22 protein-coding genes and 1 tRNA gene are annotated in these 24,848 nt (G+C 71.3%); 7 read left to right on the top strand and 16 right to left on the bottom strand.

The genetic code is table 11. The features are described from left to right. The first annotated feature begins 1 nt into the window (after nucleotide 1). The 4 genes from ABZ444_RS20145 (at nucleotide 2) to ABZ444_RS20130 (ending at nucleotide 2,381) form a co-directional block, all read left to right on the top strand. On the top strand, nucleotides 2-1,186 hold the full coding sequence (locus ABZ444_RS20145) for a DUF2510 domain-containing protein (protein WP_357998809.1): 1,185 nt from the start codon (nucleotides 2-4) through the stop codon (nucleotides 1,184-1,186). A 68-nt stretch (nucleotides 1,187-1,254) separates the two neighbouring features. Next, entirely contained in the window at nucleotides 1,255-1,848 is a 594-nt protein-coding gene (orn, locus tag ABZ444_RS20140) for an oligoribonuclease (protein WP_357978410.1), read from the top strand. Between the two features lie 68 nt (nucleotides 1,849-1,916). Beyond that, a tRNA-His gene (locus ABZ444_RS20135) sits at nucleotides 1,917-1,992 on the top strand. 197 nt (nucleotides 1,993-2,189) lie between these two features. Then, nucleotides 2,190-2,381, top strand: a complete 192-nt coding sequence (locus ABZ444_RS20130) for a LuxR C-terminal-related transcriptional regulator (protein ID WP_357998806.1) — start codon at nucleotides 2,190-2,192, stop codon at nucleotides 2,379-2,381. Between the two features lie 12 nt (nucleotides 2,382-2,393). Here ABZ444_RS20130 and ABZ444_RS20125 read toward each other — a convergent pair whose 3' ends face one another. Beyond that, complete coding sequence (locus ABZ444_RS20125; RefSeq protein ID WP_357998804.1) at nucleotides 2,394-3,062, bottom strand: pyridoxamine 5'-phosphate oxidase family protein; 669 nt, start codon at nucleotides 3,060-3,062, stop codon at nucleotides 2,394-2,396. A 117-nt stretch (nucleotides 3,063-3,179) separates the two neighbouring features. Between ABZ444_RS20125 and ABZ444_RS20120 the strand changes: the two genes are divergently transcribed. Beyond that, the gene (locus tag ABZ444_RS20120; RefSeq protein WP_357998801.1) at nucleotides 3,180-4,406 is read left to right on the top strand and encodes an FAD-dependent oxidoreductase; all 1,227 of its coding nucleotides are present in this window, start codon (nucleotides 3,180-3,182) and stop codon (nucleotides 4,404-4,406) included. A 7-nt stretch (nucleotides 4,407-4,413) separates the two neighbouring features. Here the strand turns inward: ABZ444_RS20120 and lat are convergent, their stop codons facing one another. The 4 genes from lat to ABZ444_RS20100 form a co-directional block, all read right to left on the bottom strand. Beyond that, entirely contained in the window at nucleotides 4,414-5,682 is a 1,269-nt protein-coding gene (gene lat / locus ABZ444_RS20115; protein ID WP_357998798.1) for an L-lysine 6-transaminase, read from the bottom strand. 66 nt (nucleotides 5,683-5,748) lie between these two features. After that, entirely contained in the window at nucleotides 5,749-6,291 is a 543-nt protein-coding gene (locus ABZ444_RS20110) for an HdeD family acid-resistance protein (protein ID WP_357998795.1), read from the bottom strand. A gap of 58 nt (nucleotides 6,292-6,349) precedes the next feature. Continuing rightward, nucleotides 6,350-6,997: a hemolysin III family protein gene (locus ABZ444_RS20105; protein WP_357978428.1), complete on the bottom strand. Its 648-nt coding sequence runs from the start codon at nucleotides 6,995-6,997 to the stop codon at nucleotides 6,350-6,352. 75 nt (nucleotides 6,998-7,072) lie between these two features. After that, nucleotides 7,073-8,605, bottom strand: coding sequence for a penicillin-binding transpeptidase domain-containing protein (locus ABZ444_RS20100; RefSeq protein WP_357998792.1), 1,533 nt, complete (start codon nucleotides 8,603-8,605; stop codon nucleotides 7,073-7,075). 67 nt (nucleotides 8,606-8,672) lie between these two features. On the opposite strand from ABZ444_RS20100, the gene ABZ444_RS20095 reads away from it, so the two are divergent. Continuing rightward, the gene (locus ABZ444_RS20095; RefSeq protein WP_357998788.1) at nucleotides 8,673-9,476 is read left to right on the top strand and encodes a fused MFS/spermidine synthase; all 804 of its coding nucleotides are present in this window, start codon (nucleotides 8,673-8,675) and stop codon (nucleotides 9,474-9,476) included. Nucleotides 9,477-9,501: 25 nt separating this feature from the next. Here ABZ444_RS20095 and ABZ444_RS20090 read toward each other — a convergent pair whose 3' ends face one another. Continuing rightward, on the bottom strand, nucleotides 9,502-10,179 hold the full coding sequence (locus ABZ444_RS20090; protein ID WP_357998785.1) for a response regulator transcription factor: 678 nt from the start codon (nucleotides 10,177-10,179) through the stop codon (nucleotides 9,502-9,504). Next, complete coding sequence (locus tag ABZ444_RS20085) at nucleotides 10,172-11,914, bottom strand: ATP-binding protein (RefSeq protein ID WP_357998782.1); 1,743 nt, start codon at nucleotides 11,912-11,914, stop codon at nucleotides 10,172-10,174. The genes ABZ444_RS20090 and ABZ444_RS20085 overlap by 8 nt, the downstream gene beginning before the upstream one ends. A gap of 133 nt (nucleotides 11,915-12,047) precedes the next feature. On the opposite strand from ABZ444_RS20085, the gene ABZ444_RS20080 reads away from it, so the two are divergent. Further along, nucleotides 12,048-13,400: a serine hydrolase gene (locus ABZ444_RS20080; protein WP_357998779.1), complete on the top strand. Its 1,353-nt coding sequence runs from the start codon at nucleotides 12,048-12,050 to the stop codon at nucleotides 13,398-13,400. On the opposite strand, the gene ABZ444_RS20075 is transcribed toward ABZ444_RS20080, so the two are convergent. The 9 genes from ABZ444_RS20075 to ABZ444_RS20035 are packed head-to-tail and all read right to left on the bottom strand — an operon-like array spanning nucleotide 13,395 to nucleotide 24,785. After that, on the bottom strand, nucleotides 13,395-14,933 hold the full coding sequence (locus ABZ444_RS20075; protein WP_357998776.1) for a glycogen debranching protein: 1,539 nt from the start codon (nucleotides 14,931-14,933) through the stop codon (nucleotides 13,395-13,397). The genes ABZ444_RS20080 and ABZ444_RS20075 overlap by 6 nt on opposite strands. Next, the gene (locus ABZ444_RS20070; RefSeq protein ID WP_357998773.1) at nucleotides 14,934-15,755 is read right to left on the bottom strand and encodes a carbohydrate ABC transporter permease; all 822 of its coding nucleotides are present in this window, start codon (nucleotides 15,753-15,755) and stop codon (nucleotides 14,934-14,936) included. Nucleotides 15,756-15,765: 10 nt separating this feature from the next. Further along, a complete protein-coding gene (locus ABZ444_RS20065; protein ID WP_357998770.1) occupies nucleotides 15,766-16,695 on the bottom strand; it encodes a sugar ABC transporter permease in 930 nt (309 codons plus the stop codon). A gap of 3 nt (nucleotides 16,696-16,698) precedes the next feature. After that, entirely contained in the window at nucleotides 16,699-17,988 is a 1,290-nt protein-coding gene (locus tag ABZ444_RS20060; protein ID WP_357998767.1) for a sugar ABC transporter substrate-binding protein, read from the bottom strand. A 35-nt stretch (nucleotides 17,989-18,023) separates the two neighbouring features. Beyond that, the gene (locus ABZ444_RS20055) at nucleotides 18,024-18,779 is read right to left on the bottom strand and encodes an SDR family NAD(P)-dependent oxidoreductase (protein WP_357978457.1); all 756 of its coding nucleotides are present in this window, start codon (nucleotides 18,777-18,779) and stop codon (nucleotides 18,024-18,026) included. Next, nucleotides 18,776-19,954, bottom strand: a complete 1,179-nt coding sequence (locus ABZ444_RS20050; protein WP_357998764.1) for an NAD(+)/NADH kinase — start codon at nucleotides 19,952-19,954, stop codon at nucleotides 18,776-18,778. The genes ABZ444_RS20055 and ABZ444_RS20050 overlap by 4 nt, the downstream gene beginning before the upstream one ends. A gap of 3 nt (nucleotides 19,955-19,957) precedes the next feature. After that, the gene (gene gcvPB, locus ABZ444_RS20045) at nucleotides 19,958-21,514 is read right to left on the bottom strand and encodes an aminomethyl-transferring glycine dehydrogenase subunit GcvPB (protein WP_357998761.1); all 1,557 of its coding nucleotides are present in this window, start codon (nucleotides 21,512-21,514) and stop codon (nucleotides 19,958-19,960) included. Next, nucleotides 21,511-22,842, bottom strand: a complete 1,332-nt coding sequence (gene gcvPA / locus ABZ444_RS20040) for an aminomethyl-transferring glycine dehydrogenase subunit GcvPA (RefSeq protein WP_357998758.1) — start codon at nucleotides 22,840-22,842, stop codon at nucleotides 21,511-21,513. Before gcvPA ends, gcvPB begins: the two co-directional genes overlap by 4 nt. Further along, nucleotides 22,839-24,785: a beta-galactosidase gene (locus tag ABZ444_RS20035; RefSeq protein ID WP_357998755.1), complete on the bottom strand. Its 1,947-nt coding sequence runs from the start codon at nucleotides 24,783-24,785 to the stop codon at nucleotides 22,839-22,841. The genes gcvPA and ABZ444_RS20035 overlap by 4 nt, the downstream gene beginning before the upstream one ends. Nucleotides 24,786-24,848 lie beyond the last annotated feature (63 nt).

Here is a 24,848-nt window from a genome sequence, read left to right as displayed (position 1 = left end):
CATGACCACGCAGACCCCCGCGGGCTGGTACCCCGACCCGTACGGAGAGCCGCAGCTCCGCTGGTGGGACGGCAACCAATGGACGGACGCCACCCACGCGCAGGAGCGGCAGCCTCAGCCGCAGCAGCCGTCCTCCGGGCCGCAGCCGGGCCCGGGGCCGCAGCCCCAGTCGTCCCCCGACTGGTCGGCCACCCCGGCGAACCCCACGCTCCAGTACGGCCGGCCCTCCTTCGGCCAGCCGCCCTACGGACAGCCCGCCGACCAGCAGCCCGCGCAGGGTCAACCCCCCTACGGCGGGCAGCCCACCCAGGGCCTGCCCGCCTACGGGCCGCCCACCCGGCAGCAGCCCGCCTACGGGCCGCAGCCCGGGCAGCAGCCCGCGCAGTGGGCCGGCGGTCCGCTGCCCGGCCCCGGCCAGGCGCCGCCGCCCAAGCAGGGCAACCCGCTGCCGTGGGTGTTCGGCGGCCTGGCCGCGCTGGTCGTGGTCGCGCTGATCGTGGTCGCCGGGATCTTCTTCCTCAACCGGGGCAGCAGCACCCCGGTGGCCTCGCCCTCCACCGAGGAGCCGCAGCCGTTCCCGACGGCCGAGCCGCCCTCCGCCGGGCCGCCGACCGAGCTGCCCCCGCAGGGCGGCGAGCTGCCGCAGCCGCAGGACGGCCGCATCACCGACCCGCGGAGCGGCCTGTCCTACCAGGCGCCCGACGGCTGGAAGGTGCCCGCGTACGGCGACGTCAACGGCGCGGACCCGTCCCAGCAGATGTGGACGAGCGGCGTGCAGGCCAGCTCGCAGGAGAACTACGAGGGCGACAAGGACTGGATCGGCAACGCCTACGCCGGCCCGCTGGCCGCGCTCATCCCCTACGCCGGCGCCTCGGGGCTGGAGGAGACGGCCAAGGCGCTGTTCATGCAGTTCAGCACCCAGTTCTACGAGCCGCAGCACACCACCAAGCTGATCGAGAACAAGGCCACGAAGATCGGCGACCGGCAGGCGTGGGTGATGCAGTTCCAGCTCGACTTCACCGCCGTCGCGGAGAAGAACGGCTACAAGTGGAAGAAGGAGAACGCCGCGATCGTGCTCATGGACCGCGGGCCGGGACAGCGTCCGACCTTGTTGTACATCTCCGTGCCCGACAATCTGGGCACCGACGTGGTCGCCAAGGTTCTCGGCTCGCTCAAGCCCGCGTAAGCGGGGGCACTAGGCTGGTGGGGTAACAAGCGGGCGGATTGCTCCGAGCCGCTGGGCGAGGAGATCGAATGAGTGACGTGCTGGTCTGGATCGACTGCGAGATGACCGGGCTCGACCTGGGGCGCGACGCGCTGGTCGAGGTGGCCTGTGTCATCACCGACAGCGAGCTCAATCAGCTCGACGAAGGCGTCGACGTGGTCATCAAGCCGCCGCCGGAGTCGCTGGAGCAGATGTCGCAGGTGGTGCGCGAGATGCACACCGCCTCGGGCCTGCTGCCCGAGCTGCCGGGCGGCGTCACGCTGGCCGAGGCGGAGTCGCTCGTGCTCGACTACATCCGGCGGCACGTGCCGGAGCCGAAGAAGGCGCCGCTGTGCGGCAACTCGATCGGCACCGACCGCACGTTCATCGCCAGGGACATGCCCGGGGTCGACGCCTGGCTCCACTACCGCATGGTCGACGTGTCGTCGATCAAGGAGCTGGTCCGCCGCTGGTACCCGCGGGTCTACTTCGCGGCCCCCGAGAAGCAGGGCGGCCACCGCGCGCTCGCCGACATCAAGGAGAGCATCAGGGAGCTGCGCTACTACCGCGCGGCGATCTTCGTGGCACAGCCCGGCCCCGACTCGGCGACCGCCCGGCAACTCGCCGAGCGGGTCAGCGGCTAATTGGATGGCGTAAAGACTCCCGAACCCCGCTACACTTTTCCTGTGCCGTCACAGAGCGGGCGGCCATGGTGGGTGTAGCTCAGTTGGCAGAGCGCCAGGTTGTGGTCCTGGATGTCGAGGGTTCAAGTCCCTTCACTCACCCCAAGCGCACAGCCGGTCCCTCGGGACCGGCTGTTGTCGTTTTCTCCCGACAACGCCCCCAAATCAGGACAATGCGAGTTATGCTCGCTGTCTACCGCTAACGCCGGAAGCACGGGGGCCATCGGCGATCAGACCGTCTGCGCGCCCCCGGAGGCCGGATGAGAGTCGACGACGCAGCGTTCGACAGTGTGATCACGTCCTTGAGCAAACGCGAGGCCGAGGTCATGGATCTGATCGCATCGGGCCAGTCCAACGGCCAGATCGCCCAGTGCCTGTTCCTCAGCGAGAAGACCGTGAAGAACCACGTCAACCGGATCTACGCCAAGCTCGGCGTCGACTCCCGGGTCACGGCCATCGGACTGTGGTTGTCGCTCAGGAAGGACGGCTCCTGACCCGGCGGAGGTTCAGCCGGTCGTGATCCGGCGGCCGGTCAGGCGGGTGGGCCTGATCTCCAGGTAGTGCCGGCGCCGTTCGCCGGCCCACGGCTCGACGCCCGTGCTCTCCGCCTCGGCCCGCTCGTCCTCGGTCGTGACGTGGTGCAGCGAGCCGTGGACGAGCACGCTCCAGCCGCCCCGCGTCAGCTCCTCGATGCGATCGACCTCGAACGCGACCTCGTACTCGACGTCCTCCACACCCGTGCTCAGGTCCTCGTCGGTGCTGCCGCCCGCCGCCGTGCGGAACACGATCGACCCCTCCGACATCCGGAAGTTCACCGGCAGCACGGTCAGGCCGTAGCGGCCCTCGAAGGCGATCCGGCCCACTCCCCCGGGCCGCAGCAGGCGCAGGCACTCCTCCTCCGCCAGCGGCACCAATGTGGGGTGCGCCGAGGCCGGCCCCGCGTCGGCGGGCTCGGCCACCTCCCCGAGCAGGCCCTCCACGGTGGTCTCCAGCGCCTCGGCCAGGCGGGCCAGGGCCTCGCGCACCGAGATGCCGGACTGGTCCTCCAGATAGGCGACGTAGCCGACCGCCACGCCGGACCTCTCGGCCAGGTCCTGCCGGCTCAGGTTCAGCGATTCGCGACGTTCGGCTATCCGGCGGCCCAGGCGTTCCATCGTGGTCACTTGCTCAGACATACCGGTGCCCTACCCCGGATCTCCCCACTTCCCGGTGGTGTCTATGGCAGAAATGGTTTAACCGATGCTCTGGGTGCCATATGGACCATGGAACGGAATCCGGGAAGGAACGTGGTCATGGTGCGGAGAGCGCGCGTCGTCGTCGTGGGAGCGGGCTTCGCCGGCCTGGCCGCGACGCGGGAACTGGCCAAGGGCGGCGCCCTGGTCACGCTCGTGGACCGGAACCCCTACTCGACCTTCCAGCCGCTGCTCTACCAGGTGGCCACGGCGGGGATGGGCACGTCCGACGTCTCCTACCCGATCCGTACGTTCGCCGCGAAGTGGCCGAACGTCCGCGCCCACCGGGCCGCGCTGAGCAAGGTGCACCCGTCCGACCGGCGGGTGGAGTTCGAGGACGGCTCCACCCTCGACTACGACTACCTGGTGATCGCCACCGGCGTCACCACCAACTGGATCCACGTGACCGGCGCCGAGGAGAACGCGCTGCCGATCTACTCGCTGCGCGACGCGGCCGACCTGCGGCGGCGGCTCCAGCACTGCCTGGAGGACACCGCGGCGGGCCGGCGCGAGAGCGCCCACGTCGTGGTGGTGGGCGGCGGCGCGACCGGCGTGGAGACCGCGGGCACGCTGGCCGAGCTGCGCCGCCGTACGATGCCGCTGACGCATCCCGAGATCCGGCCCGACCAGACGAGCGTCACCCTGGTCGAGCGGTTCGACTACGTGCTGGCGCCGTACAAGCCGCGACTGCGGGACGCGGCGGCCGCGGCGCTGCGCAGGAGAGGCGTCCGGATGCGCCTGGGAGCCACGGTGGCGGGCGTGCAGCCGGACGCCGTCATCCTGGAGGACGGGACGCGCCTGCCGAGCGACGTGACCGTCTGGGCCCTCGGCGTCACCGCGCCCAAGGACGTGACCGACTGGGGGCTGCCGCAGGGCAAGGGCGGCCGGATCACGCTCACCGACGCGCTCAACGTCCCCGGCCATCCCGAGATCTTCGTGGCCGGCGACCTGGCCGGGCAGCCGGACGCGCTGCCGCAGCTCGCCCAGCCGGCCATCCAGATGGGCAAGCACGTGGGCAGGCAGATCCTGGCCGCGGCGCACGGGCGGCCGCTCAGCCGCTTCTCCTACCGCGACCCGGGGATCATGGCCACGGTCGGCAAGGCCGAGGCGGTGCTCCAGCTGCGCAACGGGCTGACCATGCGCGGCCTGCCCGCCTGGCTGGCCTGGATCTTCATCCACGTGGCGTACCTGCTGGGCGGGCGCAACCGGGTGAGCGTGCTGCTGAACTTCTTCTGGCGCTACGGCGGGCCGCGCCGCAGCGCCACCAGCATCGCCTCGACCGAGTGAGCGGCGCTCAGAGCGCGGCCGACAGCGCGCCCAGGCCGTGTTCGAGGTCGGCCTCGGGGATGTTCAGCGCCGGGCGCAGGCGGACGGACCGGGGCCCGCAGGGCAGCGCCAGCACGCCGTGCTCCTCCCTGAGCCGGGTCACGTAGCCGTCCCTGGCGGCCTGGTCGGGCAGGTCGAAGGCGCACATCAGGCCCCTGCCGCGCACGCCCGAGACCGTGTCGGGGTGCTCGGCCTCCAGCTTGGTGAGCCGTTCGAGCAGGACGCCGCCGAGCGTGCCGGCCCGGCCGATCAGGCCGTCGCGCTCGATGATCTCCAGGAGGCCGCGGCTGCGGACCATGTCCACCAGGCCGCCGCCCCACGTGGAGTTGATCCGGCCGCTGAGCTGGAAGACGTTGTCGGCCACCAGGTCGACCCTGCGGCCGGCCATGATCCCGCCGACCTGCACCTTCTTGGCGAAGGCCACCACGTCGGGGGCCAGGCCGAGCTGCTGGTAGGCCCAGGGCGTGCCGGTGGTGCCGCCGCCGGTCTGGACCTCGTCCAGGACGAACAGGGCGTCGTGCTCGTGGCACAGGGCCTGCATGGCGCGCAGGAACTCGCCCCGCATGTGGTTGTCGCCGCCCTCGCCCTGGATCGGCTCGGCGATGAAGCAGGCGATGTCGTGCGGGTGCCGCTCGAAGGCCGCCCTGGCCTGGGCCAGCGCGCGTTCCTCGGCGGCCTCGACGTCGCCGAGGTGGACGGCCGGCACGTCGATGCGCGGCCAGTCGAACTTGGGGAAGCGGTCGGTCTTGCCCGGCTCGGTGTTGGTCAGGCTCAGCGTGTAGCCGCTGCGGCCGTGGAAGGCGCGGGTCAGGTGCATGACCTTGGTGCCCAGGTCGCGGGGGCGGCCGGCGGCCTCGTTGCGCCGGCTCTTCCAGTCGAAGGCGGTCTTGAGCGCGTTCTCCACGGCCAGGGCGCCGCCCTCGACGAAGAACAGGTGGGGCAGCTCCGGGTCGCCGAGCACGCGGACGAACGTGTCGACGAAGTCGGCCAGGTGCTCGGTGTAGATGTCGGGGTTGGCGGGCTTGTTCCGGGCGACCCGGCCGAGCAGCGCGGCGAAGTCGGGGTCGAAGGGCGGGTTCACACCGAGCGGGGCGGACGCGAAGAAGGTGTAGAAGTCCAGGTAGCGGCGGCCGTTGCGGGCGTCCACCAACCAGGAGCCACGGCTGAGTTCGAGATCGAGGACGAGACGGTAGCCATCGACGAGCAGGTGACGGGCAAGGCGGGTGTGTACGTCCATGCCTTCTCCAATGTCGTGAGACAGGCCGGAGGTTCCATAGAGGGAACCCGGTCGTATCCGTAAAATTTACGGTATTCCTGCCCCGCGAGTGAACTTCTTCAAACGAAGTGACAGCACAATCATCGCGATTCCATACAGGATCGCGAAAATGCCGATCAGCCAGACGAGGCTCAGCATTCCGGCGCCGGGCCAGATGAGGAGCAGGACACCGAAGATCACCGAAAGGATGCCGGCGATGATGAACATCCACTCGTTGTCGATGGACTTGCGCAGCCGTACGCCCGCCACGATCTCGGAGATGCCGGAGATGATGGCCCAGAAGGCGATGAGGTAGAGCAGCGCGAGCGAGGTGATCCCGGGCCAGGCGAAGGCCATGATGCCGGCCACGATGCCGACGATGCCGGAGAAGATCAGCCAGGCCCGTGACCGGGCGCCGTGCCGGAAGGCGGCGAAGAGCTCGAAGACGCCGGAGACGATGGCGTACGCACCGAAGAAGATCACCAGCACCAGCAGAGTGATCCCCGGCCAGATCAACGCCAGCACACCGAAGATGATCGCGGCAATGCCACGAATGAGCAGCAGCCACCACGAACGCGAAAGTTCCTGCATACTGGTCTGCTTTCCGTGATTCGTGCGAAAAGAGACCAGCTTTGGGTCAAATGTCGACCTACATGTGGGAATAGACCACGATCGACACCGCGATGTACTGCACCAGGTACGCGGCGATCGTGAAGGCGTGGAAGACCTCGTGGAAGCCGAACCAGCGCGGCGACGGATCGGGACGGCGCAGCCCGTAGACGATCGCGCCGGCCGAGTAGAAGACCCCGCCCACGGCCACCAGCACGACGGCGGCCACCCCGGCCCCTTCGAGCAACTGCGGCATCACGAAGATCGCCGTCCAGCCCAGCGCCAGGTACAGGACGGTGTAGAGCCAGCGCGGCGCGTTCATCCAGCACACCCGGAACAGCACCCCGGCCAGCGCGCCGCCCCACACGACCGAGAGCACGGCGACCCTGGCCGCGCCGTCGAGGGCCAGCAGCCCGAACGGCGTGTACGTGCCCGCGATGATCAGGTAGATGTTGGCGTGGTCGAACCTGCGCAGCACCTCGGCCAGGCGCGGTCCCAGCGTGCCCCGGTGGTAGGTCGCCGAGATGCCGAACAGCAGCCCCGAGGTGATCGCGTAGACGCCGGCCGCCAGCCGGGCCTGCAGGGTCGGGCCGAGCGCCACGAGCACGAACCCGGCCACCAGCGTCACCGGCAACGCCCCGGTGTGCAACCAGCCACGCAGCCTCGGCTTCACGGTGATGGTCGTCATGTAACCTACGGTACCGTAGGTTACGGATTGAGCTGAAGTGCCAATGGTCACAAGCCCACCGAGCGGGTCCGGCCGTCACAGGCCGTTCAGGAAGCGCACGGCGATCGGCACCGCCGCCGAGCGGCCCGAGCCGCCGTTCCTGACGAACACGCAGAACGCCAGGTCGTCCCGGTAGCCGATGAACCAGCCGTGCGACGTCTGGTCCTGCACCTCGGCGGTGCCCGTCTTGCCCGCCACGCCCTCCGGCAGGCCGGCCTGGCTCGCCGTCCCGTGGTCCACGACGGCGGCCATCATCTCCCGCAGCGCCCCGACCACCCCCTCGTCCAGCTTGACGTCGGGGAACGGCTCGCCGTCCACGCGGCGCACGTCGTCCTCCGACAGCAGGCGGGGCGAGCGCCACGTGCCGCTCTGCACGGCGGCGGCCACGGTGGCCATGCACAGCGGGGTGGCCACCACCGTGCCCTGGCCGATGACGTCCAGGGAGAACATGTCCGTGTCGTCGGTCTGCTGCATCGTGCCGCACCGGCCGCCCACGCCGGTCGCCATCGGCCGGTCGAACCCCCATCGGGCGGCGGTCCGGCGCAGGTCCTCCATGGACAGCCGGCTGGTGGCCTGCTCGACGAACGTGGTGTTGCAGGAGTAGGCGTAGGCGTCGGCGAAGGTCACGGTCCCCCGGTCCACGTCGCCGTCGTTGCTGATCGCCGCCGAGAAGTCCGGCGCGTACGAGGCCGGGCACCCCATCTCGTCGCCCGTGGTGACCCCCTTCTCCAGCAGCGCGGCGGAGACGATCGTCTTGAACGTGGAGCCGGGCGGGAAGGCGTCGCGCACCGCGCTGAAGTTGTCCTCCAGCCGGTCGGCCAGGGCAAGGATCTCGCCCGTGCTCGGCCTGAGCACCACGATCGAGGAGTTCGCCACGCCGTCCAGGGCCCGCGCGGCGGCGGCCTGGACCGGCTGCGACAGGGTGGTGCGCTCGACGTTCGCCTTCGGCAGGCGGGTCAGCAGCGCCTTGTCGGGCCGTCCCGGCGCCCTCGACACCAGCTCCAGCCCGTGGTTGGCCTTGGCGAACTCGGGCTTGAGCGGGTCGAGATAGGCGTCGGCGTAGCTGTCGTTGGGGATCTTGGCGCCCTCGCTGGTCACCAGTTCGGCCGCCGGGGCCTCGACCTCCTCCACCTCCAGCGTGCCGCCGTCCTTGAGCAGCGGGTGCAGCGTCTCGGGCGTCCACAACACCCGCCAGGCCCGATCGCGCACGCCCAGCCGCAGCGTGCTGTCGAACGGCCACGGCCCGAGGCCCGTCAGCTCCCGCACGCCCGCGAAGCGCACCTCGGCCGACTCCTCCCCCGTGCCGCGCACCGGCCCCGGGGTGAGCCGGATCGACTCGACGTGCAGGTTCTCCGACAGTTCGCGGTGCCGGTCGAAGAAGTCGGCCGGCGGCCGGTCGACCAGCAGGGCCATGCCCGCCACGTCCCCCTTCCGCCAGGCGTCGAAGTACGCGGCGGCGGTCTTGGCGGCGCTGCCCTTGACGTGCCCGGCGGCCAGAACGGCGAAGGCGCCCGCCCCTGATACCGCGACAACCGCGATGACGAGCACAATCAACCTCTTGCGTCGCATACGGTTCTCCCAGGGAGGGATCAGCGTGGCACGTGGACAGCGGGAACCGATGCCTGGCCTTTATCCGGTGACGTTCGGCGAGGTCGAGCTTCTCCGGGACCTGGACAGGCAGGACGGCTGGGTGCTGTCCAAGGATGGCGTACCTCAGTCGTACGTCGATCTACAAGACCCGACATTTCTGGATTTCGAGTACGTCCGGCTCATGGCCGACGTCATCGACCTCCTGCCGGCGGGGCCGCTGAGCTGCGTCCACGTCGGAGGCGGCGCGTGCACGATCCCGCGTTACGTCGCGACCACCCGCCCCGGCTCCCGGCACATCGTGATCGAGCCCGACGGCCTGCTGGTCAACCTGGTCCGCGAGCAGCTCGACCTGCGCTCGGTCCCCCGGCTGAAGGTCATCGTGGCCGGCGGCCGCGAGGGCACGGCCAAGGTGTGGGACGACTCGGCCGACCTGGTCGTGCTCGACGCGTTCACCGGCGCCACGATGCCGGTGGAGCTGGCCACCGCGGAGTACATGGGCGACCTGGCCCGCGTGCTGCGCCCCGACGGCACGCTGCTGATCAACATGGCCGACGGCAAGGGCCTGGCGTTCGCCAAGCGGCTGCTGGCCACGGTGTGCGACGCGTTCCGGCACGTGGCGCTGCTGGCCGAGCCGGGGATCATGCGGGGGCGCCGGTTCGGCAACCTGATCGTCGCGGCCTCGCGTACGGAGCTGCCGCTCGACCTGCTGTCCCGCCGCGCGGCCGGCGGCCTCACCCAGGCGCGCTGCGTGCACGGGGAGACGCTGAAGAACTTCATCGGCGGCGCCTACCCCATCAAGGACGGCGACGCCGTGCTCGCCCCGGTCCCGCCCCCGGCCGTCTTCGGCTGAGCTCGCCCGGCCCGGGTAGGCGCAGTCAGCGGTCGGACGGGCCCAGGTAGGCCAGCACGGCCGCCACCCTCCTGTGCACGTCGCCGCTGTTCTCCAGCCCCAGCTTGGTGAAGATGGCGTTCACGTTCTTCTCCACCGACGAGATCGACAGGTGCAGGGCCCGGCCGATGCCGGCGTTGGAGCGGCCGTGGGCCATCTCGCGCAGCACGTCCCGCTCCCTCGGGGTCAGCGACTCCCCCTGCCCGCGCACCTCGCGCCTGGCCAGCAGGCCCTCGACCACCTTGGGGTCGATGACCGAGCCGCCCCCGGCGACCGCCCGGATCGCGCCGAGCAGCTCGTCGAGGTCGCCCACGCGGTCCTTCAGCAGGTAGGCGAACCCGGCCGTCCCGTGCTTGAACAGCTCGAAGGCGAACAGGGCGTCGGAGAACTGCGACAGCACCACCACGCCGGTGCCCGGGTGACCGGCCCTGATGCGGTGGGCGGCGTCGATGCCCTCGAAGCCCGGCCGCCAGTCGCCGCCGGGCATGCGGATGTCGGTGACGACGACCTGCGGTTCCAGCCTGCGTACGGCGTCCAGCAGCTCGTCGGCGTCGCCGACCGCGCCGACGACGGTCACCTCGCCCGACAGTTCGAGGAGCTGCCGGGTGCCCTCGCGCACCAGGTAGTGGTCGTCGGCGACGACCGTGCGGACGGGCTCAGGCATCGGCCGGCACCCAGGCGTGCATCCTTGTCCCCTTTCCGGGTTCGCTGTCGAGTTCCATGCCGCCGCCCAGCGCGTCCAGGCGGTCGGCGAGCGTGGCCAGGCCCCGGCGGGCGGCGGTGGCCGGGTCGAAGCCCCTGCCGTCGTCGGCGACGGTGGCCCGGACGCGGCCCGGTGCCAGGGTCAGGCGTACCTCGATCCTGGCGGCGGCGGCGTGCTTGAGCGCGTTGGCGACGGCCTCGCTGACGGTGAAGTACATCGCGCCCTCGATCTCGTCGGCGAAGCGGCGGGCCCGCAGCCCGGGGTCGGCGGTGACGGTCGTGGGCACGGGCAGCCCGGAGCAGCGTTCCTCGACGGCCTCCACCAGGCCGCCCTGGCTGAGGGCCGACGGGTGGATGCCGGCGGCCAGCTCGCGCAGGTCGGTGAGCGTCTGGCGGGCCTGCTCGCGCAGCCGGGCCAGCGAGTCGGGACCGGCGCCGGTGACGCGGGCCAGCTCCAGCCCGGCGATGAGCGCGACGAGCTGCTGCTGCACGCCGTCGTGGATGTTGCGCTCGATCCGCCGCCGCTCGGCCTCCTGCGCGTTGACCAGGCGGGCGACCAGCCCGGCGCTCTGGATCGCCAGCCCGGCGGGCACGGCCAGTGCCTCCAGGAAGCGCCGGTCCTCCCGGTCGTACCGGCCGGTTCGGCGCGGGCCGAGCTCGATGCGTCCGAGGCCGCCGCGCACCGGCACGGTCAGCGCCGTCCCGCCCTCCTCCTCGCCCGCCGCCACCCGGGTCCCGTCGGCCAGCGCCACGGCCGCCCACCTGGCCTCCAGCCCGTCGCGGACGGCGGCGGCGAGCCGGCCGAGCTGCTCGACCGGCTCGGGCGTGGCCGCCAGCGCGGTGCCGAGGCCGGACAGCACCTCGTCCACGGTGGGCCGCAGGTCGAAGATCAGGTGCAGGCGGGAGCCCCGCAGGCCGAGCCGGATGTCGAGCAGCCGGTGCCGCACGATCCCCACCAGGACGGCGACCGGCAGCGCCGCCATCACCGCGAGCAGGCCCACCACCGCGGCGCCCCACAACCGCGCGTCCAGCAGGAACAGGAGCAGCACGCCCGCGAAGATCTGGACGGCGGTGCCGGCGACCATCCAGGCGTACTGTCCGCGCTCGGCGGGCACGCTGCGCCGCCAGCGGACCACGAGCCCGGCGAGGACGACGACGGCCGTCAGGAAGACGAGAAGCTGGCCCAGCGCGCCGGCCAGGGCCGCCCAGATCGACCCGGTCGTCAGCTCGGCCGGCAACTCGCCGGGCCGGGCCGGGTTGACGCCGAACAGCCCGTTTCCCACCGTGTGCATGGCGATCGCGACCCCGCCGATCCAGGCCACGGGGCGCCAGCGCCGGGACGGCAGGCGGCCGTCGGGGAAGAGCAGCGGGACGAAGATCCAGGTCAGGCCGTAGAACGTGGCATAGAGCGCGGACAGCCAGACGACGATCGGCCCGCTGTGGTGGAACCTGACGGCCACGCCGGTGCCCAGCGCGCCGAGCCCGAGGCAGGCGGCCGCGGTCAGGAACAGCCAGCCGTACCGCAGGTCGGGGCGGCGGACGGTGAGCAGCCAGCCCAGACCGGGCAGCGCCAGGCCGAGGACGCCGAAGGCCCACTCCTGCGGCGGCGCGGGCAGCCCGGACCCCAGCAGCGCGCCCGCGAGGGCGCCCCCGGCGCCGATGGTCGCCAGCGACCCGGCGAGCAGCCTGGAACTCATGGACCACCATCGTCAGGGGAAACCGAAAGGGCGTCTATGAGGTTAACCGCACATTCGGTACGGACAGCCCCACCTGCGAGAACGGCGGCCCATATGGTGGGCGCGGGCCCGCCCGCGGCTGTTGGCTGGGCACATGTCTCACTACAGGTTCCCCGCGCTGGCCACCGCCGTCATGGCCGTGGCGGTCACGGCCTGCGCGACGCAGCCCGTGCCCGCCCTGGCCACCATCACCAGGTCCGCCACCGCCACGCCGACGGCGAGCGCCGCGGTCGAGATCCCCGACACCCCCGTCGGCCGGCAGCTCCGCTGGCTGCTGGAGGCGGTCACCCGGCTGCCCGTCGGCGACGCCGAGCTGGCCGGGCACTTCGCGCCGGGCTTCCTCGAACACATCCCGCCGGCGCAGCTCAACCAGGCGCTGGCCGGGTTCGAGGACATGCGGCTGGACCGGCTGGACCAGGCCCAGGAACGGTCGTTGTCGGCGACCGTCACGGCGGCCGGCAAGGCGTTCACCCTTGCGCTCGGGGTGGACGGCACCGGGAAGGTCGACTACATCCAGTTCACGGGCATCGCCCCGGCGAGCTGGTCGGAGCTGGACCAGCGGCTGCGCCAGGCGGCGCCGCGGGCCGGCTTCCTGGCCGCCGAGCTGACCGGCGACGGCCGCTGCCGCCCGGTCCACGCGGTGTCCGGCGAGAAGACCTTCCCGCTCGGCTCGATGTTCAAGCTGTACGTGCTGGGCGCGGTGGCCGAGCGCATCAGGAGCGGCGCGTTCGGCTGGGACACCGAGCTCACGATCAGGCCCGAGCTGAAGAGCCTGCCGAGCGGCGAGCTCCAGGACCGCCCGGACAACAGCAAGGTGACGGTGCTGGAGGCGGCCCGGCTGATGATCTCCATCAGCGACAACACCGCCGCCGACCTGCTGATCCACAAGGCCGGACGCAAGGCGGTCGAGCGGGTCGTGCGCTCGTGGGGCGGCGACCGGCGCAACGTGCCGTTCCTGACGACCCGGGAGCTGTTCGTGCTCAAGGGCGCCGACTACCCCCGGCACGCCGAGCGGTACCTGTCGCTCGGCACGTCCGCGCGCCGCGCCTACCTCGCCGGGGTCGTGGACAAGGTGCCGCTGTCGAAGGTGCGGCCGTGGGCCGAGCCGCGCGAGCTGGACCGGCTGGAGTGGTTCGCCACGCCCGCCCAGGTCTGCCGCGCCTACGGCGGGCTGGCCCGGCTGAAGGACGCCCGCGTCGGCGAGGTGTTGTCGATCACCGACGCGGGGCTGCGGCTGGACAAGGCGCAGTGGCCCGTGGTGTGGTACAAGGGCGGCTCGGAGCCGGGCCTGCTGGCCATGAGTTTCCTCGCCCGTACGGCCGCCGGCCGGACGTACGTGGTGTCCACCACGGCCGTGAACCCGGACGCCCCCTTCCAGGAGGGCCCGGTGGCCCAGGAACTGCTGGTGCTGACGCGGGGGGCGTTCGCGCTCGTCAAGTCCTCATAGGGCGGCGTGGGCGAGGTCGACGAACAGGGCCGAGGACCAGCCGAAGCCGGTCGTGGCGCGGCCCGCCCGCCGTCCCGTGAGGGGGTTCCAGTACTCGTAGAGGCCGCCGCCGTCGCGCACCATGGCCAGGGTGCGGGCGGCGAGCTCGGCGGCGACGTCCGGGTGGCCCGAGCGGCGCAGGCCGTCGATGAGCAGGTAGTTGACGTTCAGCCAGACCGGGCCGCGCCACATGGCGTCGGGGTCGAAGCGCGGGTCGTCGAAGGCCACCGTGGGGACCGGCCGCTCGGCCCAGAAGGCGGGCGAGGTGAGGTCCTGGACCAGCCGGTCGGCGATCTCGCCCGGGAGGCGGCCAGTGAACAGCGGCATGAGGTCGAGCGGTGTCCGCACGTCGGCGTCGGCCGCGCCGGCGACCTTGGTGACGAAGCGGCGGCCGTTCCAGCGGCGTTCGACCATGCGGTCCACGAGCGCCTGGGCTCTGGACCGCCACTCGCCGGCGTCCTTGCCGAGCGCGGCGGCGATGTCGCCCAGGCGGTCGTACTGGAGGGCGAGGTAGGAGTTGAGGTCCGGGGGCTCGGCGCGCGGGCCGCCGTCCCAGATGGGGCTGTCGTCCAGGCCCGACGAGTACGGGTGCAGGTACTCGGCCAGGCCGTCGCCGTCCGGGTCGGAGTGGGCGAACCACCACTGCTGCGACCTGACCAGCGGCTCGTAGACCTCGGCCAGGAAGCCCGGGTCCGGGTCCACCTCGTGGATCTTCCACACCGCCCAGGCGGTCAGCGGCGGCTTGGTGACGGGCACGACGTGCGGGATCGGCTCGCCGCCGACGTGCTGGGCCAGCCGTGCCAGGTCGGAGCGGGGCAGGTCGGTGGTCTCGGCGAGCACGCCGTGGTCGTGCACCACGTCGGGGATCAGGCCGTCGGGACGCTGGTTGTCCAGCAGGATGCGGATCTGCTCCCTGGCCAGGGCCGGGTCGGCGTGCCGCAGGGCGATGGCGTGGAAGTAGGAGTCCCAGTTCCACAGGCCGACGTAGCCGTACTTGGAGGGGATGAGGGATTCCCTGCCCTGGATGCGCACCAGGTTGACGGCCAGCGTCCACCAGGCCTGCTCGGCGCGTTCGCGCAGCTCGGCGGGGACGGCGGGCATCCGGGCGAACCAGGCGGCCCAGCGTTCGGCGGCCTGGGCCAGCACCTTCGCGCCGTCGGTGACGGTCCGCTCGCCGGCGAGGGTGACGCAGCCGTCGATGGCGGCCTCGCCGCCGTCCCAGACGGCCCTGGCGCCCTCGCCGACCGCGACGAGGGTGTCGGGGTCGGCGAAGGCCAGGGTCACGTCCCCGTCGAACTCCACCCGGTGGGGCAGGGCCCGGCGCACGCGCAGTTCCCGGGAACCGGCGTAGAACCGCAGACCGGCGCGGACGATCGTGTCGTCGAGCCGGGTCTCGTAGAGCGCCTCGGCGACGCGCAGCGAGCCGTCGTCGGCCGCCATGACGAGCAGCCGCGAGCCGCGCTCGGTGAAGGGACGTTCGCGCAGGTCCAGCACTTACTTTCCTCCCAGGCCGGAGGCGGCCATCGAGTTGATGATCTTCCGCTGCCCGATCAGGAACGCGATCAGCGTCGGCACCACGGCGATCGCCGAGGCCGCCAGGATCTGCCCGTAGTCGGTCGCGCCGTGCTGCTGGGCGAACTGGCTGAGCAGCAGCGGGACGGTGGCCAGCTCCGGCGTGTTCAGGAAGATCAGCGGGAACAGGAACGAGTTCCAGGACGCCAGGAACACGATGATGCCGAGCGCGCCGAGACCGGGCCGGATGTTGGGCAGGACGATGCTCCAGAAGCACCGCCACCGGCCCGCGCCGTCGATCCTGGCCGCCTCCTCCAGCTCGATCGGCACCGCCCTGATGAACTGGCGCAGCAGGAACACCGCGAACGGGTTGGCCAGCGTCGGGACGATCAGCGACAGGTGCGAGTCGATCCAGCCGAACTTGGCCAGCATCAGGTAGAGCGGCACGATCGTCACCTGTGACGGCACCATCTGCGTGGCCAGGAACAGCACGAACAGCACGCCCGAGCCCCTGAACCTGATCCGGGCGAAGGCGTAGGCGGCCATGGCCGAGGTGAGCAGGGTGAGCACCACGTTGAGGGCGGCGATGTAGAAGCTGTTCCAGTACGCCAGCCCGAACGGCATGGTCGACAGCGCGTCCGGATAGTTCTGCCAGGTCCAGGGGTCGGGCAGCCAGGCCGTCGGATCGTTGATCATCTGCCGCACGCCCTTGGCGGAGGTGAGCAACATCCACACGAACGGGAACAGCATCAGCAGCCCGCCGACCGTGAGCGCGGCGTGCAGTCCGATCTGCCGTGATCTCATGCGTACCGCCTCACGAGTCGTAGTGGACGAAGCGCTTCTGCGCGGCGAACTGGACCAGCGTCACGAGCAGCGTCAGCACCAGCAGGATCAGGGCGGCGGCGCTGCTCGGCCCGAACTCGAACTTCTTGAAGCCGAGATCGAAGATGTGGTAAACGATCGTGCGCGCGCCCTCGTTGTCCTTCGGGTCCACCAGCACGTAGATCTGGTCGAACGCCTGGAACGAGCTGATCACCGCGACCACGGTCGAGAAGAAGATCGTGGGCGACAGCAGCGGCAGCGTGACCGACCGGAAGATCCGGAAGGGGCTCGCGCCGTCGATCCGGGCGGCCTCGACGACCTGCGGCGGGATGGTCTGCAGCCCGGCCAGGAAGATCACCACGTTGAGGCCGAGCGAGGACCAGATCGTCACCACGGCGATCGCCACGATGACCCAGCCGGGGTCGAGCAGCCAGTCGGGGCCGCCGACGCCGAACCAGCGCCGGAGCGAGGTGTTCAGCACGCCGTTCTCGTCGCCGGCCAGGATGACCTGCCACATCAGGGCGACGGCCACCGAGCTGGTGACGACCGGCATGAAGTACACGACCCGGTAGATGTTGCTGCCCTTGATGCTGTTCAGGGCCACCGCGATCAGCACCGCGAGGACGAGCCCGAACGGCACGGTCAGCAGCGCCAGCTTGATCGTGTTCCACACCGCGCGGCCGAACAGCGGGTCGGTGAGCTGGCCGGCGAAGTTGGACAGCCCGGCCCACGACTTCTCGCCGAGCCCGTCCCAGTTCATGAAGGCCAGCACCACGGCGAACCCGAGCGGGATCACCAGGAACACCACCAGCGCGCCGACCTGCGGCGCGAGGAAGATCGCGGCCCACCAGCCGTCGCGGTCGCGCAGCTTCTTGGCGGGCCGCGCGGCGGTCTTGCCGCGCGGCCCGGCGAGCACGGCCATCCGCTAGCCCAGCTTGCCGTCGACGAGGGTCTGCAGCTCGGTCATGCCCTGCTCGAAGCCGAGCTTGCCCTGCCAGACCTTCATCAGGTGATCGTTGATCGAGGCGGTCAGGCCGGGCACCGAGACCTCTTCGGCGTAGTTCGCGAAGCCGGTGTCACGCACGTCGAGGAACGTCTGGGCGTGCGCGGGGTAGTTGCCGGCCAGCACGACCTGCTCGGCGCCCTTGATCGAGGGCACCGCGCCACCGTCCTTGAGCCGCATGAGCTGGCCCTCCTTGCTGACGAACTCCGTCAGGAAGGTGAAGGCCTCCTTGGGCTGCTTGGTGCCCTTGTTGAGCGACAGGTAGGAGGCCGCCACGGCGCCGGGCATCGGCTCGCCGGTCTCGGACGGGAACGGGACGATGTCGTAGGACTCCAGGTCGCCGCCCTTCTTGATGGTGTCGATCACCCACCGGCCGCCGGCGTAGAAGCCGACCTTGTGCTTCATGAACTGGGTGCCCGCGGTGTTGCTGGCGGGCAGCAGGTCCGCGCTCAGGAACGTCTTGTCCTGGTAGCCCTTGGCCAGGGTCTCCAGCGCCTTGCGGGACTTGGGATCGGTGGTGGCGACGAACTTGCCGCCGTCCCACACCTTGCCGCCGAAGCCGCTGACGACCGAGTACGTCGAGCCGTACCAGTTCCAGAAGATGGACCCGCCCATGCCCGCGGCCTTGAGCTTGGCGTTCATGTCCAGGTACTTGGCCATGGTCCACTGCTTGGCCTGGTTGAGGGCGGCCGGGTCCTCGGTGATGCCGGCGGCCTTCAGTGCCTTCTTGTCGTACCAGAGGACCTCGGGGTTGGTGTCGTTCGGGACGCCGTAGATCTTGCCGTCCTTCTTGGCGCCGCCGTACACGCCCTCGAAGAAGTCCTCGGGCTTGCTCTTGGAGTCCGGGCCCGCGAGCTGGTCGTTGAGCGGCGAGAGGACACCGGCGGAGACGAACTTGCCGATGTTGTCGTCACCCACGAAGAACACGTCGGGAGCCGTGCCGCTGGTGAGCTGGGCGAGCAGTTTGGGGTGGTAGTCCTCGTACTTGGCGACGGACTCCAGCTTGAGCTTGATGTTGGGGTGACGCTGCTCGAAGTCCTTGGTGAAGGACTCGAAGAGCTTGACGTCCTCCGCCGATCCCCACGTGGACCAGCGGATGGTGACCTGCCCTGCGGCGGCGTTCCCGCTCACGCCTGGAACGTTCCCGCCACCGCCGCTGCAGGCGGTGGTGGCGATGGCGAGCAGACCCAGTACGGCCAGCGCACGCTTCATGATGGGCTCCTTCGGGGGGGTGGTGCTGTTGTGGGCTACGCGAGCCCGCCGCCGTCGACGACGAGAGCGGAACCGGTGATGTAACTGGCGGCGTCGCTCGCCAGGAAGAGGACGGCCTGGGCGATCTCCTCGGGGCTGCCCGAGCGGCCCATCGGCCGGTCGGCGGCGTCGGCCTCGAAGGCGGCCCAGTCCTCGTTGAGCTGACGGGCCTCGTCCCGCAGCATCGGGGTGTTCGTGTCGCCGGGGTTGACGGAGTTCACCCGGATCCCGGCCTTGGCGTGGTCGATCGCCAGCGCCCTGGTCATGTTGACGACGGCCGCCTTGGAGGCGCAGTAGGAGATCGCGTTCCCACCGCCCTTGAGGCCCCAGCCGGAGCCCGTGTTGACGATCGAGCCGCCCTCGGTCATGAGCGGGATGGCGTGCTTGCACATCAGGAACACCGAGCGCACGTTGACCGCCATCACGCGGTCCCACTCGTCGGCTTCGAGGTCGAGCGCGGTGGTGCGGCGGATGATGCCCGCGTTGTTGAACAGGACGTGCAGGCCGCCGTAGGTGTCCACGGCCGTGCGGGTGATGCGCCGGCAGTCCTCCTCCGCGGACACGTCCCCCTGGACGGCGACCGCGGCCGCCCCCGCCCGCGTGATCTCCTTGGCCGTCTCCTCGGCCCCGGCGCCGTCGATGTCGGCGACGACGACCTGGGCGCCCGCCTCGGCGAAGAGCAACGCCGTCGCCCGGCCGATGCCGGAGGCACCGCCGGTGACGATCGCGACCTTGCCATCGAGCCTGTTCATCCGTAGAACTCCTCACTTGCCGCACAAATGCGATAAATCGTGCTTTCGCGGTATCCGGTGATCACCCGTACGTGCCCGGCCAGCTTCCGGTCCAGTTCCTGGTCCCCGCTGTCGGCCAGCAGCGGCCGTCCCCCGAGCCCGGCCAGCTTCTGCTGCGTGGCCAGTACGACCAGCCGGTCGCCGGACCCGTCACCGAGCACCTCGTCGAGCACCCGGGGCGAGACCTGCTGGTTGCCGCGGCCGAGCACGAAGCCCTGACCGCCGATCACCGACAGCACGATGACCGCCTCCCGGCCGCGTACCAGCTCGAACAACTCCCCCTCGGTCACGTCGGCGGCCACCAGGTCGGCGCCACCGCCCGCGCGGGCCTCGACCACGTCCACGCCGAGCAGCGTGGTGGCGAGCCCGAGCTCCCTGCCCACGGCCGCCGTGGTGGCGCCGGGACCGAGCACGTAGCGCGCCCCCGGCCGCAGCCGGGCCGCGACCTCCCGGGCGATGCCCTCGACCGTGGCCGGAGCCGCGTCCGAGGAGCCCGCCTTGCGTCCCGACAGGGCCGCGCGGCCTGCCGGGACGCGCAGGCTACCGTAGAGCCGGGGGCTGACGAGCCCGCGGCGGTAGCGCTCCTCGTCCAGGTCCACCACCTCGGCCTCGACGCTCTCCGGCCGGGCCAGGAAGTCGGCGGCCACGAACCCGGCGGTGGCGGGGCTGAGCGCGAAGCACCCCGAGTACACCTTGACCCCGGCCGGGATCCCCAGCACGGGCGGCGCCTGGCCGCCCAGCTCCCGCACGGCGTCGAGCACGTCGCGCGCCGTGCCGTCGCCGCCGGCGAACAGCAGCAGGTCCACCTCCGCGAGAGCGGCGACGGCCGCCCGCGTGTCCGCGGCGGTGGTCGCGTCCTGGACGCCGGAGGGCACCAGCTCGTACGGGACCGCGGCGGCGCGGGCGCTGTCCTCGCCCATCGCCCCCGCCACGGTCACCAGCCGGGCCCCGGGACGGCGGGCGAGCAGCGTGGCGACGGCCTGCGCGGCCCGCCGCCCGGCCTTGGGCTCGGCGCCCTTGGCCAGGGCCGCGCGCTGCACGTCGGCGCCGTCGCTGCCCTTGAGCCCCACGGACCCGCCCAGCCCGGCGACCGGGTTGACGACCAGCCCGATCACGCCGTTCCCTCCGGACGTCATGGCTCAGCCGCCCGCGGCCAGGTGCTTGCGCACGTACGCCCGCCAGGTCGGCGCCCACTGCTTGGGGTCCTCGAGCGGCGTCGGGTCGATCTTGTGGATCGTCTGGTTGTACGGCGCGCCCTTGACGAACTCCGGATCCCGCCGCGCCTCCGAGGCGACGTGCTCCAGGATCGCCGCGTACTCGTCCAGGTCCTCCCGCGAGTACGACTCCGTCGGCTCCAGCGTGAACGGCTCCGGCACCAGGTACGGGTGGTGGCTGGTCCAGTAGTGGACGCCGAAGTCGGCGGCGCGCACGCCGATCTCCTCCGAGTGCACCCCCGTCTCCTCCGACAGCTCCTGCCAGGAGTAGCGGACCTGCTCGATCCGGCGCTGGTTCCACGGCGCCGAGGCCCCGGGGATCTGCAGCACCTTGTGCATCAGGTAGTTGTTGTTCAGGGCCGCCGTCTCGGCCACCTCGCGCAGCCCCTTCGCGCCCAGTGCCATGATCCAGGCGTAGGCGCGCACGACGTTCGGGGTGACGCCGAGGAACGGCCGGATCTTGCCGACGCTCTGCGCGGGCGTCTCCAGCCCGTAGGAGTCGCCGTCGAAGGAGACCACGGGGCCGGGCAGGAACGGCTCCAGCTCCGGCGAGACGCCGCAGGCGCCGGCCGCCGGGCCGCCGCAGGCGTGCGGCGTGGAGAACGTCTTGTGCAGGTTGAAGTGGCACAGGTCGAACCCGGCGTCGCGGGCCCTGGTGATGCCGAGGATGCCGTTGGCGTTGGCCTGGTCGTAGCAGGCCAGGCCGCCGACCTCGTGCACCAGGTCCACGAACTCCTTGATCCGGGAGTTGTAGATGCCGGTGTCCTCGGGGTTGGTGATCATCAGGGCGGCCGTGCGCGGGCCGACGGCGGCGCGCAGCGCCTCGATGTCGGGCAGGCCGTTGGCGTCCGGCATGAGGGTGATGACCTCGTACCCGGCGACCTTGGCGCAGGCCGCGTTCGAGGGGTGCGAGAACATCGTGGTGATGACCTGGTCCCGGTGGCCCTCGCCGCGGGCGGCGTGGTAGGCCCTGATCATGGCGATGTTGGCGTAGATCGCCGCCGAGCCCGAGCCGGGCTGGAGCGACACCCGCGACATGCCGGAGATCTCGGCCAGCATGCGCTCCATCCGCCAGTAGATCTCCAGCACGCCCTGCACGGTGTCCTCGTGCTGCAGCGGGTGCAGCTCGGCGATCGCGTTGGCGAACTGGTCGTTGACCTTCGGGCTGTACTTCATCGTGCAGGTGCCCTGGCCGACGTCGACGTTGAGGTCGACGCCCAGGTTCTCCTGCGACAGCCGCAGGTAGTGCCGCACCACGTGCGGCTGCGCCATCTCGGGCAGCTTCGGCGGGGTGGCCCGCCCGACGCCCTCGGGCAGCTCGACCTTCGGCGCGCCCGGCTCGGGCACGGCCAGGCCGCGGCGGCCGGGGCGTGACAGCTCGAAGATGATCGGCTCGTCCCAGCGCGCCTGGTGGAAGCGGCGCAGCGGCGGCTTGGGCGCCACCGGCAACTGCGCGAAGGACTCGGCTCCGTGCCCGCTCATGCCTGCACAACCTCCTGTACGGCTGCCGCGAGCCGGTCGATGTCGTCGATGGTGTGGCGTTCGGTCACGCAGACCAGCACCGTGCGCTCGTCCAGCGGGACGCCGCCGTAGATGCCGCGCTCGCGCAGCCCGGCGAGCAGCGACGCGGAGTCGGCCACCTCGATCGCGAACTCGCGGAAGTGCACCGAGCCCGCGTGCCGGACGGTGACCGACCGGCCCAGGGCGTCCATCGCGTACCGGGTGCGGGCCAGGATGGTCTCGCCGAGCTCCTTCATGCCCTGCGGGCCCATGAGCGCGAGGTAGACCCCGGCCGTGATGCCCCACAGGGCGGCGGCCGTGCCCACCCATTCCTTGCCCTCTTCGCGCAGGGCGAAGGAGGTGCGGTCGTAGAAGACGTCGCCGAAGCCGTACTCGCCGGGGACCTTCGTCGGCGCGATGCCGAACAGGCGCGAGGGGAACTCGGCGACCAGCGGCTCGTGGTCCTGGGTGGCGATGTAGCCGGCTTGGCCGCCGCCGTAGTTCTGGTGGATGCCGAGCGACTGGATGTCGCCGCAGACGATGTCGGCGCCGTAGGAGGCGGGCGGGGCCAGCACGCCCAGGGAGATGGGGTCGGCGCTGACGACCAGCAGCGCGCCGGCGGCGTGCGCGTGGTCGGCCAGCTCCCGGCCACGGGTCTCGACGACGCCGTAGACGTTCGGGGTCTCCAGGTACAGGGCGGCGTAGGAGTCGTCGAGCGCGACCTCGCCGATCTGCCCGTCCTCGGCCACCGGGGCGAGCTCGACGGTGATGTCGGGGGCCAGGAAGTCACGCAGCTTGCTCAGCTTGTCGGCGCTCACCGCCCCGGTGACCAGCACCTTCGACCGCTTGGTGTAGCGGCAGGCCATGCGCAGCGCGGTGCCCGAGGCCTGGAAGCCGTCGTAGGTGGGGACGTTGACGACGTCCATCTCCAGCAGCTCGCCCATCATGCTGACGTACTCGAACAGGGCCTGGAAACGGCCGTGGTCCTCGTACGGCTCGCCCGCGTACGCGGTCAGGAACTCGCTCCTGGAGTTGACCTCGTCGCAGACGGCGGGCACGTGGTGCGGGTAGCAACCGTGGCCGAGGAAGCTGAGCGCCTCCTCGGTGTCGGTGTTCCGGGCGAACAGCCCCTTCATGTGGCGCACCAGGTCGCGCTCGGCGGTGAACGGCGCCGGCAGGTCGAGGGGCCGGTCGAGCCGCAGCTCCGCGGGGATGTCGGCGTAGAACTCCTCGACGCTCGACGCGCCGACCGCCGCGAGCATCTCGGCTCGTACGCCCGGCTCGGCGTTGGGTATGTACGGATGCGTCACTTCTCTCCTTCGATCCTGAGCACGACGGCGTCGCGCGGGGCCAGCTCGATGCCGCCCCGCAGTTCGGCCCCGGTGAGCAGGTCCGTCCCCGGGTGCGGGAGCGTGACCGGCTGCGGGGCGGTGGTGTGGTTGAGGAGGAACAGGTGGCCGCCCCTCCTGACGGCCTCCACGCCCTCCGGCACGTCGATGCGGTCGATGCCGGCCAGCAGCGGCTCCAGCACCGGCGTCACGTCGTCGAGCAGGCAGCCGACGTAGGTGGCCGTGCCCTTGCGGGTGACGGCCGGCAGGCCGTCCAGGTCGCCGCCCTCGAACAGGGCGACGGGCTCGGCGCCTTCCAGCCTGATCCACTCGGCCCAGGTGCGGGCGTCGCCCAGGCCGGTCCGCTGGACGTCCCCGTCGGAGAGCGGCCAGAACTCCTCCACGGCGATGCCGAGCAGATCGGCCAGCGGGCCGGGCGCGCCGCCCTCGTGCACCTGGTCGCTCTCGTCCACGACGCCGCTGAACGGGCCCACGACGAGCCTGCCCTCGTACGCCTCCAGCGCCTTGGCCTGCTCGGCGGTGCACATGTACAGGTTCGGGGCGATGACCAGCTCGTACGGCGACAGGTCACCGCCCGGCGGCACGAGGTCGACCGCGATGCCCCTGGCGTGCAGCGGGGCGTACCAGGCGAGCAGCAGCTCCTTGAGCCTGAGCCGGTTGGACGGCATGGACTCGGGCGCCTCCAGGGCCCACCAGCTCGGCCAGTCGAGCACCAGCGCGACCTGGGCGCGGGTCTCACTGCCCGCGACCTCCGACAACCGCCGCAGGTCGGCGCCGAGCGCCAGGGTGTCCCGCCAGCCGCGGGTACGCGTCCCGCCGTGCGGCAACATCGCCGAGTGGAACTTCTCGGGGCCGTACTTGGCCTGCCGCCACTGGAAGAACATCACGCCGTCGGAGCCGTGGGCGAGCGCCTGAAGGCTGTGCAGGCGCATCATGCCGGGCGGCTTGGGGACGTTCACCTCGCGCCAGGACACCGCGGACGGCGCGGACTCCAGCAGCAGCCAGGGCCCCTGCCGCAGCGAGCGCATGAGGTCGTAGCTGAGCGCCACCTGCACGTGCGAGCTCGGGTCGGCCGGGTCGGGGTAGGCGTCGTCGCTCACCAGGTCCTCGGCCGCGGCCCACTTCCAGTAGTCGAGGCCGTGCAGGATGCTCATGAAGTTCGTGGTGACCGGGACGCCCGGTGTGATCGCGCGCAGCGCCGCCTTCTCGGCCAGGAACAGCTCCAGGAGGGCGTCGCTGCAGAAGCGCCGCCAGTCGAGGAGCTGGGCGGGGTTGACCGGGCCCGGCGCCGTCCTGGGCGGCTCGACCTGGCCGAAGGACGTGTAGTGCTGGCCCCAGCAGGAGGTGCCCCAGGCGTTGTTGAGGCCGCCGACGGTCGCGTACCGCTCTTCCAGCCAGCGGCGGAAGTGGGCGGCGGACTCGGCGCAGAAGCACTCCAGCGTGTGGTCGGCGTACTCGTTGCCGATGTGCCACATGGCCAGCGCCGGGTGGTCGCCGTAGCGCTCGGCCATCGCGGTGGCCATCCGTACCGCGTGCTCGCGGTAGACCGGCGAGCTCGGGCAGTAGCCCTGCCGGGAGCCGAACTCCAGCCGCACGCCGTCGGCGTTCACCGGCAGCATCTCGGGGTGCTCGCGCACCAGCCACGGCGGCGGCGTCGCGGTCGCGGTGGCCAGGTCGGCGGCGATGCCGTGCTCGTGCAGCAGGTCGATGGCCCGGTCGAGCCACCCGAAGTCGTAGACCCCGCGCTCGAGCTCCAGGCGCGACCAGGAGAACACCGCGACGGTCGCCATGTTGACCCCGGCCTCGGCCATGAGCCGCACGTCCTCGGCCCACACCTCCTCCGGCCACTGCTCCGGGTTGTAGTCCCCGCCGAACAGCAGCCCCGGTATCCGGGTCAGCCCCACTCGAACTCCTCGATCATGCAATGTAATATTTTGTATGCCGAATTCATAGTGCAGTATTTTGCA

Source organism: Nonomuraea sp. NPDC005730 (genome assembly GCF_040630865.1).
GTDB lineage: Bacteria > Actinomycetota > Actinomycetes > Streptosporangiales > Streptosporangiaceae > Nonomuraea.
The sequence above is the reverse complement of the archived record's forward strand: the minus strand, read 5'-3'. Positions and strand labels throughout refer to the sequence as shown.